The organism is Paenibacillus sp. ov031 (assembly GCF_900143165.1).
Classification (GTDB): Bacteria; Bacillota; Bacilli; order Paenibacillales; family Paenibacillaceae; genus Paenibacillus; species Paenibacillus marchantiae.
Map to the genome: position 1 here is coordinate 346050 of NZ_FRDO01000006.1, position 14199 is coordinate 360248.

The 14199-nt window shown below is 47.3% G+C and carries 10 protein-coding genes and 1 pseudogene; 10 read left to right on the forward strand and 1 reads right to left on the reverse strand.

The genetic code is table 11. The features are described from left to right. Nucleotides 1–852 precede the first annotated feature (852 nt). From BUA17_RS23665 to BUA17_RS23695, 7 genes are all read left to right on the forward strand, one after another. Nucleotides 853–1824, forward strand: coding sequence for an ABC transporter permease (locus BUA17_RS23665; RefSeq protein WP_063564588.1), 972 nt, complete (start codon nucleotides 853–855; stop codon nucleotides 1822–1824). Between the two features lie 16 nt (nucleotides 1825–1840). Further along, nucleotides 1841–2749 carry a carbohydrate ABC transporter permease gene (locus tag BUA17_RS23670; RefSeq protein WP_063564587.1) on the forward strand — a complete coding sequence of 303 codons (909 nt, stop codon included), beginning with the start codon at nucleotides 1841–1843 and terminating at the stop codon, nucleotides 2747–2749. A gap of 41 nt (nucleotides 2750–2790) precedes the next feature. Continuing rightward, on the forward strand, nucleotides 2791–4386 hold the full coding sequence (locus BUA17_RS23675) for an extracellular solute-binding protein (protein ID WP_072735206.1): 1596 nt from the start codon (nucleotides 2791–2793) through the stop codon (nucleotides 4384–4386). Between the two features lie 33 nt (nucleotides 4387–4419). Continuing rightward, a complete protein-coding gene (locus BUA17_RS23680) occupies nucleotides 4420–5706 on the forward strand; it encodes an alpha-L-fucosidase (RefSeq protein ID WP_063564585.1) in 1287 nt (428 codons plus the stop codon). Between the two features lie 63 nt (nucleotides 5707–5769). Continuing rightward, nucleotides 5770–6792, forward strand: a complete 1023-nt coding sequence (locus tag BUA17_RS23685) for a carbohydrate-binding family 9-like protein (RefSeq protein WP_072735207.1) — start codon at nucleotides 5770–5772, stop codon at nucleotides 6790–6792. Nucleotides 6793–6799: 7 nt separating this feature from the next. After that, nucleotides 6800–9433: a transglutaminase domain-containing protein gene (locus BUA17_RS23690; protein WP_072735208.1), complete on the forward strand. Its 2634-nt coding sequence runs from the start codon at nucleotides 6800–6802 to the stop codon at nucleotides 9431–9433. A gap of 5 nt (nucleotides 9434–9438) precedes the next feature. Then, entirely contained in the window at nucleotides 9439–10485 is a 1047-nt protein-coding gene (locus tag BUA17_RS23695; protein WP_072735209.1) for a glycoside hydrolase family 18 protein, read from the forward strand. Between the two features lie 112 nt (nucleotides 10486–10597). Here BUA17_RS23695 and BUA17_RS23700 read toward each other — a convergent pair whose 3' ends face one another. Next, entirely contained in the window at nucleotides 10598–12898 is a 2301-nt protein-coding gene (locus tag BUA17_RS23700) for a helix-turn-helix domain-containing protein (RefSeq protein WP_072735210.1), read from the reverse strand. Between the two features lie 399 nt (nucleotides 12899–13297). Between BUA17_RS23700 and BUA17_RS23705 the strand changes: the two are divergent. The 3 genes and pseudogenes from BUA17_RS23705 to BUA17_RS23715 form a co-directional block, all read left to right on the forward strand. Then, a pseudogene (locus BUA17_RS23705) lies at nucleotides 13298–13393 on the forward strand (AraC family transcriptional regulator); the annotation flags it as partial. Between the two features lie 42 nt (nucleotides 13394–13435). Further along, a complete protein-coding gene (locus tag BUA17_RS23710) occupies nucleotides 13436–13795 on the forward strand; it encodes a winged helix-turn-helix transcriptional regulator (RefSeq protein ID WP_063564580.1) in 360 nt (119 codons plus the stop codon). Between the two features lie 138 nt (nucleotides 13796–13933). After that, nucleotides 13934–14199, forward strand: a 266-nt coding sequence (locus tag BUA17_RS23715) for an IS3 family transposase (RefSeq protein ID WP_072735211.1), incomplete at its 3' end; no start/stop codon positions are given.

Consider the following 14199-nt stretch of genomic DNA (forward strand, 5'->3'; position numbering starts at 1 on the left):
AGATCTCCATGTCATGTGCAAATTCAACATATATGACTGGATATACCCAGTGTTTATCTACGTTTATGTACCTTGTAGCCAAGGGTGAAAACGACATATTTACGGAGACGGGAAGAAACTCATAGAATAAAGCCAAGCCATAAGGGAGCTTGATGCAGGTGGTAAATGTGTGATAGATAATATTACATTTATGTGGTTGAATTAAATCTATCCTTTACTTTTCCTAAGCATCAAGAGAGAAAAGGTGCGCCTCACCCATTACAAGAGCAGACCGAAAGACATTAGAAGGTCAAATGCATGAGGAGGAGGTCGAAACACAGTAGCAATGAAGAGGAACTTCTATTACATTCAAGATGGTAATGCGCTATGCATGCTAAGACCTTGCGACCTGTATGACCGATGTGAATCCAGAATGCGACCTACACACATGGAATAGCTCTTTCCTAAACATATGTGGGTTTTGACTTTAAGGTCTGTTTCTCAACTTTCATTCAGATCGGACATCTCTCAAGTTCATGCGAAGCTACTCCAAACGACAACTTCAAGAGGGAAATGGGTCAAATTCCACATGTTTTATGTCTCCAAAATGACAATGACAAGCTGGAACCAAAAGCGTAAACCCCTGTTTTAACAGTACTTTCCGTGTTTTTAAGAGTGAAGATCGAAATAGCATATTTACGAATTCGGAAATGATCCATAAACTCAGTATGTAAGCGTTACCAAATTGCGAGGGAAACAAGGGCCTCGCATGAAGAAATGTGGTCCGGGACTCATTCCTTACATTTGAACAGGAGTGTTTCGCTCTTCTTACAAAACGGACGGATTTTCATTTAGAAAAGGAGGAAACAACTGATGCAGCCAGAAGGGAAGTCCGCCTTGTCGCAAAACCTATCGGTGTACACGATTCCGAACCGCAAGAAAAATAAATTATGGAGAAGGATGATTCGAAACTGGGAGTTGTATCTGTTTATCGCGCCAGCATTTCTATACTTTCTGATTTTTCATTACGGGCCGATGTACGGCATACAAATCGCATTCAAAAACTTTATCCCGACGCTTGGTGTTACAGGAAGCCCGTGGGTTGGTTTCGATCATTTTATCCGGTTCTTTAATTCGTATTATTTCTGGGATTTGTTATGGAATACCCTCAGTATCAGCTTGTATGAGCTTGCTATAGGTTTTCCGCTGCCGATCATTCTGGCGTTAGCCTTCAATGAAGTAAAGGACTCCTTCTTCAAACGTACCGTACAGACGGTCACGTATGCACCACATTTTATTTCGGTCGTAGTCATGTCGGGTATGATCATTACCTTCTTGTCACCTTCGTCAGGCATGATTGTCAATTTGGTGGAGGCTCTTGGATTTCAGGCCCCTCAATTTCTGACGGACCCTGCGTGGTTCAAGACGGTGTACGTACTCTCAGGTGTCTGGCAGAGTGCAGGCTGGGGTACCATTATATACCTCGCAGCTCTCTCGGGTGTGGACCCTCAACTGCATGAAGCTGCCGTGGTGGATGGTGCGAGTCGGTTTAAGCGGATTCTGCATATTAACATTCCAGCGATCATCCCTACGATCACCATTTTGTTAATTCTGAATATGGGCAGTATTTTGGGCGTCGGATTCGAGAAAATCTTGCTGCTGCAAAATCCGTTGAACATGGGTTCGTCCGATGTCATCTCGACATTTGTCTATCGGTCCGGTCTGGTCGATGCACAGTACAGTTTCTCCACAGCTGTAGGATTGTTCAACTCGGTAGTTAATGCGATTCTGCTGATTACGGTGAACCAAATTGCACGTCGCACCAGTGAAAACAGTTTGTGGTAAAAGGAGGGGAAAACACATGTCAACCGCGGTTAAGGAAAGCAGAAGCGATAAAGTGTTCTTATGGTGCAACTACATCTATCTGACGATAGCGCTCGTCATTGTGCTTTACCCGCTGTTATACATCATTAGCGCCTCAATCAGCGATCCCAAATTTGTAAGCTCCGGTGAGATGTGGCTGCTACCCAAAGGAATTACGTTTGAAGGGTATGCTCGCGTATTTGAGAACACCAACATCTGGATTGGGTACAAAAATACGATCATCTATACCGTCGTAGGTACACTCGTCAACCTGATGGTCACTCTTCCGGCAGCCTACGCGCTCAGTCGCTCTGATTTTGTGGGACGCGGATTCTTCATGGCGATGTTTATGGTAACGATGTTTTTCAGCGGAGGGCTTGTCCCGAGCTACCTGCTGATTAAGGATCTTGGTATGGTGAACAGCATGTGGGCTCTTATTCTGCCAGGAGCTGCATCTATCTGGAATATTATCGTATGCCGTACGTTTTTCCAATCGACCATTCCCAAGGAGCTGCAGGAGGCGGCCCATATCGACGGGTGTACCAACACCCGGTTGTTCATCCGAATTGTGCTTCCGCTCTCCATGCCGATCATTGCCGTGATGGCGCTCTTCTACGGAGTCGGACACTGGAACAGCTATTTCAGTGCCATGATCTATTTAAATGATTCCTCGAAGTATCCGCTGCAGCTCTTTCTTCGCCAAATCCTGGTACTTCAGGAGATGGCAGCACAGGGCGGTGGAGCTATCGATACCTCTTCAGCAACGGCGATGAATTCCAAAGCGGAAATTGCTGCGTTGGTCAAATATGCCGTCATTATTGTTTCAACCTTACCTGTGATTGCGATTTATCCATTCCTTCAGCGTTACTTTGTACAGGGTGTTATGATCGGTTCCGTCAAGGGATGATCTTAAACCATAATCCACACTAAAAAAGGGGAGTTGTCGTCATGAAAAAGCTTCGCAAGGCTTCATCCATTGTACTCTGCCTTACCCTATCCGCAGCATTGCTTGCAGCTTGTGGTTCCAATGAAGATGGAGGTTCTGCGACTTCAAATGTCGAAGGGGTCAAAAAAGAAGGATTCCCGATTGTGGACAAACCACTTACGTTAAAGGTCATGTCCCAGGATGCGGGCGTTGCCGACTGGAACACGATGCCAGTCCTGCAAGAGATGGAGAAATTGTCAGGCATCAAGCTGGAGTACCAGCTTTCGCCGATCGACAGCTTTGAAACAAAGAAGAACCTGGTATTCGCAAGCGGCGATTTACCGGATATGTTCTATGCTGCGGATCTCAAGCCAGCTGAGCAGGTTACTTATGGAACTCAAGGCATTCTGATCCCACTGGAAAAATACATTGATGAGGGCTACGCCCCCAATATTAAGAAGATTCTCGACGAAAACCCGGATGTTCGCAAATCATTTACAACGCCTGACGGACATATGTATGCACTGCCATTTATTGATACGGCTGCCGTATGGTACAGAGGCCCGATGTGGTATAACGGGGAATTCCTAAAAGCACTTAATGTAGAGGAACCTAAGACTACGGAAGAATTATATACGTACCTGAAGCGTGTTAAGGAAGAAGACCCTAACGGCAACGGACAACAAGATGAAATTCCGCTTACTTCTGTAAAACTGGATGATCTCCGTATGTACTTCTTCGGATTCTGGGGAATGTACAACGAAGGAATCTATGCGGATAAGGACGGAAAAGTTCACTATCCTTACCAAGAAGAAGGCTACAAAGGTTATCTGACGTTCATGAACCGCTTGTGGAAAGAAGATTTGCTGGATCATGAGACCTTCTCCCAAACCGGCGATCAGAAAAAAGCAAAAGGCGAAAGCAACAAGCTTGCGCTGTTCAATGACTACCATCCATACTTCACACTCGGCGGCGAGCCTAGCACAAAACATCCGCTGATGACACCCGTGAAGAGTGAGATCGCAGACTCACCTGTATACGGTAAACACCCAGGCATATCGGCACGTGGTACCTTTGCTATTACTAGTAGCAACGCGTCCCCTGAGGCAACTATGCGTTGGATCGATTATATGTACAGCTATGATGGGGCGACCCTGTTCAATCAAGGTCCTGAAGGTCTGCTGTGGAAATTCAAAGACAAGGAAAATCTCGTAAAAGAGTGGCTGCCTGTTCCTGGCGGCGGGGATCGTGAGGAATATCGCGGTAAAATCACGCCGAACTATGGCATTTTGACACCGGGTATTAATGATCCGGATATAGCGAAAGGTCTTCGCACCGAATTTGATGAATGGCTTGACCAGCAGAATCAAGAGAAGTTGGTGCCTATCGGAAAATCACCATTCCCTAACGTTTATTTAACAAATGAAGAGCAAAGCGAAGCGACCGCTTTATTATCTGATCTGGATACGTACGTCAAGCAGATGGAAGCGAAGTTCGTAACAGGCCAAGAGCCGCTTGAGAACTGGGATAAGTATATTGCGCAGATCAAAAAAATGGGCAGCGACCGTATCGTTGAACTGTATCAAGGGGCCTACGATCGCTGGAACACAGGCCAATAAGAACAAGGACTCCAGAAAGAGGTGTGAACAAGGATGCAGAAATGGTTTGAAGAGGCCAAGCTGGGAATATTCATCCACTATGGCATCTATGCTGTGGACGGGGTTTCGGAATCGTGGTCCTTCTATAATGGAAGGATCTCTTACGAAGAGTACATGAAGCAGCTGGACGGCTTTACGGCATCGAAGTTTAATGCGGAGAAGTGGGCGGACTTGATTGAGAAATCCGGAGCCCGATACGCCGTGCTGACAACGAAGCATCATGATGGTGTTGCTCTGTGGGATACGCAGTATAGTGACCTCAATGTCGTTAAACAGACACCAGCGAATCGGGATCTCGTGAGGGAATATGCGGAAGCAATTCGGGAGAAGGGCATACATCTAGGGATGTACTTTTCGCTGATTGATTGGTCGCACCCGGATTATCCTAGCGTGTTTGAAGGTGGAAAGGTACCAGAGGATCTCAGCAATGTCAATCGGCATTCAAGTCCTGTAGATGGTGTTCAGGATCAGGAGAAATGGGAGAAATTCCTTGAGTTTAATAACCAACAGCTGCAAGAGATCATGACGAATTACGGAAAGGTGGATCTGCTGTGGTTCGATGGGGACTGGGAACGAAGCGCCGAGCAGTGGAATCTGCCGGAGTTCAAGCATTACCTGCAATCTTTTAACCCGGATGTCATCATCAACTCCCGCCTTCAAGGTTATGGGGATTATAAGACGCCAGAGCAAGGCATTCCGATTACAAGACCAGAGGGACCGTGGGAGTTCTGCACCACCATCAACACATCATGGGGCTATGTGCCAACAGACCATAAATACAAATCGTTAAATCAGATCATTCGGATGTTCTGTGATTGTATTTCAATGGGGGGCAATATGCTGCTGGATATCGGTCCGCGCGAGGATGGCACCATTGATAAGAGGCAGGAGGATATTCTGCTTGGGCTGGGAGAATGGATCCGAACCCATGAAGAGGCCGTCTTTGGAACGGGTGAAGGTATTATGCCTCGCTATTATCTGGGGGGAAGCACCGTATCCGAGGATAGAAAGGCATTGTATCTGTTTGTTTATGACGATCCAAAAGAGAATGTATGCATCAAGGGATTATGCAATAAGATCAAGAAGATTACTGTGCTGCATTCGGGCAAAGAACTTAACCATGAGATTCATGGGGGCGTGCCTTGGTTCAATATCCCGGGGACAACGTGGATCAAAATGACTCCGGAGGATACACATGAGCAGGTGACGGTTCTTAAGCTCGAATTCGACGAGGAACTGGAAATGTACGGCGGTTCAGGGGCCGTTGTTACTCATAACTAACATTACGGGAGGGCATGCACCTATAGATGCATGCCTTCCCTCATGAAGCGGAGAGAGAGCGATATGAACCAAAGTGGAGTACCTGAGCCGAAGATTGAGTATGCTCCCAAACATTATATATGCAAGCGTGCGCAGGAACCGCTGATGCTGGACGGCTGCGTAGATAAGGCGTTCTGGGGTGCGGCCGATTGGACGGAGGATTTCGTTGATATCGAAGGGGATCTTCGTCCGAAACCCGGAAAACAGACTCGGGTAAAAATGCTGTGGGATGACGACTATTTCTACTTTGCTGCCGAACTTATTGAAGATCAGATATGGGCTACGTTGACCGAGCGGGATTCTGTTATTTTCTATGACAATGATTTTGAGATTTTTATCGATCCCGACGGGGATACCCATCAATATTATGAGTTCGAGATCAATGCGCTGAATACAGTATGGGACCTGTTATTGGTGAAGCCATATCGGGATGGTGGACCTCCGGTCAACGGTTGGGATATCAGCGGTCTTAAGACAGCCGTACATATCGATGGGGAGCTGAACACACCTGGCGCCGATAACCGAAAATGGAGCGTCGAGGTCGCGATTCCCTGGACCAGCCTAAAGGAATGTGCCGAAGGTAACCGTCCGCCAGCACCGGGTGAGTTCTGGCGTGTCAACTTCTCACGGGTGGAATGGCAGACTGAGGTGCAGGATGGTGAGTACCGCAAAGTGCTGAATCCGGATACAGGCAAACCTTATCCGGAGGACAACTGGGTCTGGTCGCCCATGGGTATTATCAACATGCATTATCCGGAGCTATGGGGATATGTCGTATTTTCGGATGACGGAACGCATCAGCCCTTTGAGCTGCCAGAAGATGAACGAATTAAATGGGAGCTTCGCAGACTCTATTACCGTGAACGCAATTATTTTGAAGCCCATGGTGAATTTACACAAGATGTGAAGTTACTTATGGGTGAGGAATCGTTGATTTGCCAGCCTGTAATTGAAACGACCCGTAGCCTATTCCAGATTAGTACGCCTTCCTCGGATGGCACTACCTTAATCTGTATTCGGGAAGACGGAAAGCTGTGGAAGGAGTGAGCTAGCGATGACCAGCCAAACCTTGGTGTTCTCAATGGATGCACAGTCCTTGGAGCGGATCGAGCAGAAGTTCCAGGAGAAGTTAAACTTTGCAGATACCTGCAAAGATAAACTGTTTCATGTGTTTCAGCAGCCATTAACTGAAGAAGAGGCATGGGCTTTGAAATATGTGTATGCCTACATGCCAGTGAACGACCTGGCTGATTATGATGGGGAACTGTTCCTCAGTCATGTGCGTCGGGCACTGGACATTCGCAAGCGTGTGCCTTGGGGGGAGCGCGTACCAGATCATCTGTTTCTGCATTTTGTGCTTCCCTATCGAATCAATACAGAGAATATTGAAGATTTCCGTGGCATTATCTTTGACGAGTTGGCCGACCGGACAGCGAAGTTATCCATGGCGGATGCCATTTTGGAGACCAATTACTGGTGTCATGAAAAAGCGACTTATATTGGCAGTGATCTGCGAACGATATCGCCACTGACGATGATTCGAAATGCCCGCGGCCGCTGTGGAGAAGAATCCACGCTGGCGGTAGCCGCTCTTCGTAGCATCGGCATACCTGCCCGTCAGGTCTACACACCACGCTGGGCTCACTGTGACAGCAATCATGCTTGGGTAGAAGCCTGGGCGGACGGCCAATGGTATTACATTGGGGCATGCGAACCGGAAGCCGGATTGAATCAAGGATGGTTCAGTCCACCAGCCCGCAGGGCCATGCTGATTAATACGAGAATATTTGCCGACTATCCGGGACCGGAGGATATAACACTCTCCGAGAAGGGATATACGGAGATCAATTTACTGGAGAACTATGCGCCAGCGCATACCATCTGCGTGAAGGTGATAAATGAGCAGGGTGCGCCCGTGTCTGAAGCGAGTGTCCGCTTTGAGGTATACAATAGTGCTGAATTTTATCCGATCGCCGAAATCAAGACGGACGCACAAGGAGAAGCTTCCTTTAAGACAGGTCATGGCGACCTAGTGATTCGTGCGGTTAGTGGTGGCAAGTGGGGTGAAATTCTATTCAAAGCTCAGGAAGTCGCTCATGTTGTGCTCGTGTTGAATTCGTTAGAGCAGCCATCAGGGATCTTGGATTTTGATATGGTTCCTCCTCCGGAAGGGGAGGGAGAGGTAGTGGCTTCGTTACCAGAAGAGAAGATCCTGAATCACAACCGCCGCCTGGAAGAAGGTACGAAGATTCGGAGTGGATATGAGGATACATTCCTGAGTGAGGAAGATGCATTTGCATTGGCTCATACAACTGGACTGCCTCCGGAGCGCGTACGGGATATTCTACAGAAGGCACGGGGCAACAGCCGCGAAATCGCTGCTTTCCTAGAGGGGCGTTCCGGTGAATTTGGCGAGTGGCCACTACAGTTGCTGGACTCGATGAACGAAAAAGATTTGATCGACACTTTTCGGCCGACACTGGACGATCATCTTATAGGTTCACTCTCGCAGCGTGGACAATGGGCAGAAGAGACGTTTGTGAAGTACATCCTGTGCCCAAGAGTCTCCTATGAAATGGTGGTGCCTTATCGATCCGTATTCCAGAATGCTTATTCCGAGGAAGAAGCAGCGGCGTTCAGGGAAGATCCTTCGAAGCTTGTATGCAAGCTGGAACAGAGCTATTCGTATTATGAGGATCTTCCTAACCTGAAAGGTAAGGGAAACCCTGTAGGTACTTACAGCCTGATGAAGGGAGATCCACAGTCGCTCGATATTCTGTTTGTCGCGGTGTGCCGCAGTTTGGGCATTCCGGCCCGATTGCATCCGAGCGAGCAGAAACCGCAGTATCTTAGTGACAAAGGCTGGGAGGATGCGGTGTTCAGTCTAACTTCTTCTCGAAATCAGGAGAGCTCAAGCTGGGGAATGCTGCAACTTCTCAAGGATTCAGAGGCTCGAGAGGATGTGCCGTCAGCATCCTATGCGGAGAATTTCTCGTTGGCCCGTCTGGAGGATGGCGTTTACAAAACGCTGATTTATCCATATGGTCACACCGATATCTATAGTGATCCATTTGAGGTTGAACCGGGAGCTTATCGCTTAACGACCGGTATTCGTCTGAAAGATGGAACGGTAAGAGTCCGCTTCATTTACTGCACCGTTCGCGCCGGAGACACCACAGAGGTAGTACTGACTTATCGCGAGACGGTGGTAGACATCCCTGTGCTGGGCAAACTGGCAACCGGCAATGAGCTGACTCGTCTGGATGGTTCAGAGGTGGTACTGAAGGATCTTTTGGGAGCTGAGGGGGCCATTGCTGCTTGGATTGAACCAGAACGGGAACCGACCAAACATCTGATTCGTGAGCTGTGTGAGCTGGCTGAGCCGTTGGATAAGCTGGGCGTGCCAATCGTGCTGGTGATCGGAGATACAGAATGGAACGCCTCCTTTGACTCTGGGGCTTATCCGAAGCTGCCGATACGTACGATTTTTGTGCGGGATTCCAGCTATGCATCCTTGTCTGGTTTCATTTCGAAACCTGCCGCTCACGAAGCGGGCTATCCGCATCTGTTCGTGCTGGATAATCAGGATCAAATCCGATACTCGGCCTCTGGGTACAAGATCGGTACAGGCAAGGAAGCTCTGCAGATTGCTGCAGCGATATTTCAATCATTGAATGGATCGGAGTGAAGAGGATGACGAAATATATTGCTGCTGGTTATGTCGTCGATTCTGTTCTTCCCGACATGACGGATGAGGATCTGTTGAAGTTGACCCATCTGAATGTAGCCTTTGGACATGTCAAGAATGATGAAATCACCACCGAGCATTTAAAAAACGGAGAGGTTATCCGTAATATTAAGCGGAAGCATCCGAATCTAACGGTGCTGCTGTCCGTAGGTGGATGGAGTGCTGGTGGTTTCTCTGAAGCCGCCTCAACCCAGTCGGGGAGGGACAGCATGGCTGCATCGGCGGTTAGGGTGCTGGAGGAGTACCCTTTTGACGGGATCGATCTGGACTGGGAGTATCCTTGTTACGGTGAAGCAGGTATCGCATCCAGTCGTGATGACAAAAGGAATTTCACCTTACTTCTCAAGACGATCCGGGAAACACTGGATGCCAAGGGCTCCGAGGATGGCCGTCATTATCTGCTCACCATTGCGGCAGGGGCTGATCAATACTACGTAGACGGTACAGAGATGGCTGAGGTGCAGCAGTACCTGGACTTTGTGCAGTTGATGACCTATGATATGCGCGGCGGTTTTCAGGTTCTGACCGGACATCATTCGAATCTGTATACGCCAACCGGAGATCTGTTCCGAATTAGTACTGATGCTTCCGTGAACCTGTTCATCCGTGCCGGTGTTCCGAAGGAGAAGATCGTTATCGGCGCTGCGTTCTACTCACGGATCTGGACTGAGGTTCCTAACCGAAACCACGGTCTTCACCAAATGGCTGGTAGCACAGGCGGCTATGGTCCGGCATTTGCTGAACTGGAAGCGAAGTACATCAACAAGAATGGTTACGTCCGTTATTGGGATGAGGAAGCCTGTGCACCGTTTCTCTTTAATGGGTCGAGCTTAATATCGTATGATGATGAAGAATCGATTCAGTGCAAATGCGATTACGTGAAGGATCAGGGCCTGGCCGGCATTATGTTCTGGGAATACGGCTGTGATCCGACCCATCGTCTGCTGGGTGCAATACATCAAGGGCTTCAAGATGTTCCGGTAGGGAAATAGAAGAAGAGATTCGGTTGCAAGGATCGGCTTGCCTATATGAGCCAAAAACATACAAAACCTCCCCGGACCAAAAGGTTCGGGGAGGTTTTTATCTATTTTACGAATCCATCCATTATCCAAGACATTCTTCGTCGTCATCTTCCGGGGAATCGGCGGAGTCGTTGGGACGGTGCATTTTCCGGTACTGTCCAGGTGTGTAACCTGTCTCTTTCTTGAATTTACGGATGAAGTTCGGTGTGTCCAGATAGCCGACGCGAGTGATGATATCTTTTAACGGGTCGGTCGTATGCAGCAGCAGTCGGATAACTTCATCCATTCGTTTCTGCCAAATATATTGGGTAAAGTTCATGCCGATCTTCTCTTTGAAGGAACGGCTGAAATACGATGAAGAGATCGTGAATTTCGATGAAATCGTACCCAGGCTAAGGTCGTAATCGGAGAAATTGGCATCAATATAAGCGACAATTTCATCCATAAGGGAGCTTTCTTCCGTCTCGCTCTTCGCCTCGACATGAGCGCAGATTTCGGCGGCAAGTCCTGTCAATTTTTTCTCCAAATCCTCTAACGAGTCGTAGGAAGTGATCCTTGGAAGTTGATTAACCACGTGATGAATGCCAAGTTCCGAGGCCGTTTTGAGCATCGTATTCAGAATATCGAAGCAGATGCAGCGCAGCAATGGTACAGACGGCATTTCGGATTTCAGGGTATTCAACGCAGTTGATACCATCTGAACTGCCACATCGTAACTGCCCTGTTTTAAGCTTTGAACCAGCTTCAGCAGCACATCCTTAGGTACCCAGAAGGAAGAATCCTGTGCACCGGAACCGGAAAGGGCGTTAAAGAAGGTAGTGCTGCCCTGTCCGTGCAGCATGGATGCTTCCAGCGCGGTTGATGCCTCGATGTAGGATTGGTTCAGCTGCAATGGAGAACTATAGCTGTTACCGATCCCGATCGCGGGAGCGAGTCCGACGTGTTCTGCCACCATCAATTGTAGTGATTCAACAATAGACTCCATACGAGCATTCAAGCTGGATTCATGCCCGACCTCGGCATCAAATCCGACGATGAGGGCCACTTGGTCTGGCTGTGGAAGCTCCACGCCGTAAGCATAAGCAGACAACTCGGGCAGTTCCATATCGTTGATCAGCTGCATAACAGTACGCTGTTCGGGATAATCTCCGCGGGGAAGATCGTGCATTTCCAATCCCAAGGTCATAACAAAATAATGGGATCGGTTAAAGCGTATGCCGAGATTATCCGTAAACTCAGAAGGGAGCTCTCCGGTATGACCATGCTTCAGTAACATAAGCAGAATATGATTACGAGCGTAGGGCTCCTGAAGGTCCACACGCTGGCTGTAATCATGCAGCGTTTTCTTGATCCATTCCAGCTCGTTGCTGGTTGTGGAAGGTTCAGGATTATTCTTTAAACGGATAAACTCCATCAAGTCTGAAATCGGATGGTATTGTCTTCGGGCCAACAAAATGGCGAGAAAGGTGCCCATCACCACCATGAAGGAGAAAACAAGAACAACAAAGGTACGAATATGGACGATTCGGCTGAAAAATTGATTGCTTGGCATAGCGGTTACATAAGTCCAGCCCGCGTCTGATTTGACGGATACCACCGAATGCGGTTCTTGATTCAAGGAGAGGCTGTGTGTTCCCGGCTCAAGTTCAAACAGGGATTTGACTTCCTGTTCGGTAATGGTTTCCCCCTTATAATTAGCGGCCAGCACCTGCCCATAATTATCGAAAATATAAGTCATCCCATGGTAGTCGCTGAGAATGGAATCAATCAATCCGGTCAGATTGGACTCGTGAATCAGGTACATGACAGTGCCGTGGGCGGGCGTATTGTTAGGTGCAATCGGTACAAGGTAGGCCAGCATGGAATTGGGTACTTTGGTTCCTTGAACGACTTGTTCAGCTGGTCGTATCGTGGGAAACTGAACGTTATTCAAATCCCGGATCATGTCCGTTTTGTTCCATGTATTAAATTTGTAGCGGCCCGTGAATACATCCAGGTTCTCAGAGCCCTGAGACGAGTAGATGCTATCATCTCCGCGGAAGAACAGGAATAGCTCATCGATAATGGAACTGGTGGCTTTGTATTTGACCAAGGCAGCAATTGATTCCCGGCTATAGTAGGGATGGTGAGTCCAATAACGGGTTAGCTGCTCATCATAGGCGATACGAAATGCGATGTCCTGTAATTCCTTCATGCGGTCATCAATGACCGTTTTTGCTTGGGTCAACTGATTGACATTGGTCTGTTCAATCTCTGAACGGAGCGTGTCCACAGCATTGTGATAAATAATAATAGTTAAAATAACAAGAGGTATAAGGAAAATGGAGATATAGGATAGTGTGTACTTAAGCAGAAGCTTGGACTTGAAGTGATTCCATTTCATATCTGCAACCTCCCGTTTTTCTTTAGAGCTGCAGCGACAGCGCTCTCATAAAGACAGTGAAGTATTACCATGATGCCGAGCCGCTGGGTGTTCCTACTAAAAATATTAGGAGAACTTCTCCAATAAATCAATGAATCTTTTCTAAGTTTCAGAGCAAACAGGAAGAAAGTCACATGAAAGAAGAGGAACTCGGTGAGAATAACAGGTGTAAAGCTATGGAAGGGCTTTTTTTATGAGAGGTTCATTTGCTTCTGTACATGAGGAATTATATCGATCCAAGGATCAGCAAACCTTGATTTTTCGGCCATGGAGTAGCATGATATAGACATTCATCCCAACATGAACTATGGAGGGCGAATTGTTGAGTAACGCCTATTTGAATTAGTTTAAAGCCAATTTTCTAATGAATGCGGGTTTAACGATAGCAATTATTTTACCCGGCAGTTCACAAAGGCGTATGGCATGTCTCCCAAAACGTACAGGCAATCTCTATAATAATCCGCTGTGGTGTGATGAACGAAAGAAGGAGGGGTGAGTGTGAGAGAAACCTGTGTTCCAACTGGCGTGGCACTAAAAGATACCGGCTTTGGATATACGCTGTCCTTGGTAAACGGTAAATATAAAATGGTTATTCTGTATTGGCTGTCTGAAAACAAGGTGATGCGACATAATGAACTGAAGCGAAGCATTGGTACCATTTCCCACAAAACATTGAGCGTCATGCTTAAGGAGCTGGAGGAACATGATCTGATTCTACGCAAAGAATATCCCCAAATTCCACCCAAAGTTGAATATTCATTGTCGGAACGAGGACAATCAATAATGCCACTGTTAGATATGATGTGTGATTGGGGAGAAGCCAATATGGTGTCTGCCCCGGGGTTAATGCAAGGCTAACGATCAGGTTGTGAGATTAAAAAATTAAAAAAAGCAGTATCTTCCTGAATCGGTGGTATTATCCCCTCAAGGTAGACAGTGAAAAAAGAGGTCATGTTAAAATGAACTCAACACTGAAAACCGGAGGGGATTTTTGCTATGCCAGCTAAAAAAGGCCAAACCTTTAATCAATATAGTGAAGAAACGAAGAAAGAGGCTGTTCGTCTGCGATTGGAAGAAGGTTGGACATACAGTCGGATCATGGAGAAGTTTGGTATTAAGAGTGAGAGCCAGATTATTACTTGGGTACGGAAAAGCTATAATGGAGAGAGTTTTGAGGATTATCGAGGACGTTGGACGAAGAAACATTTTAGCACTGCAGAAGAAGAAAATGCTTATCTGAAAGCGCAGGTAGAATATCTAAA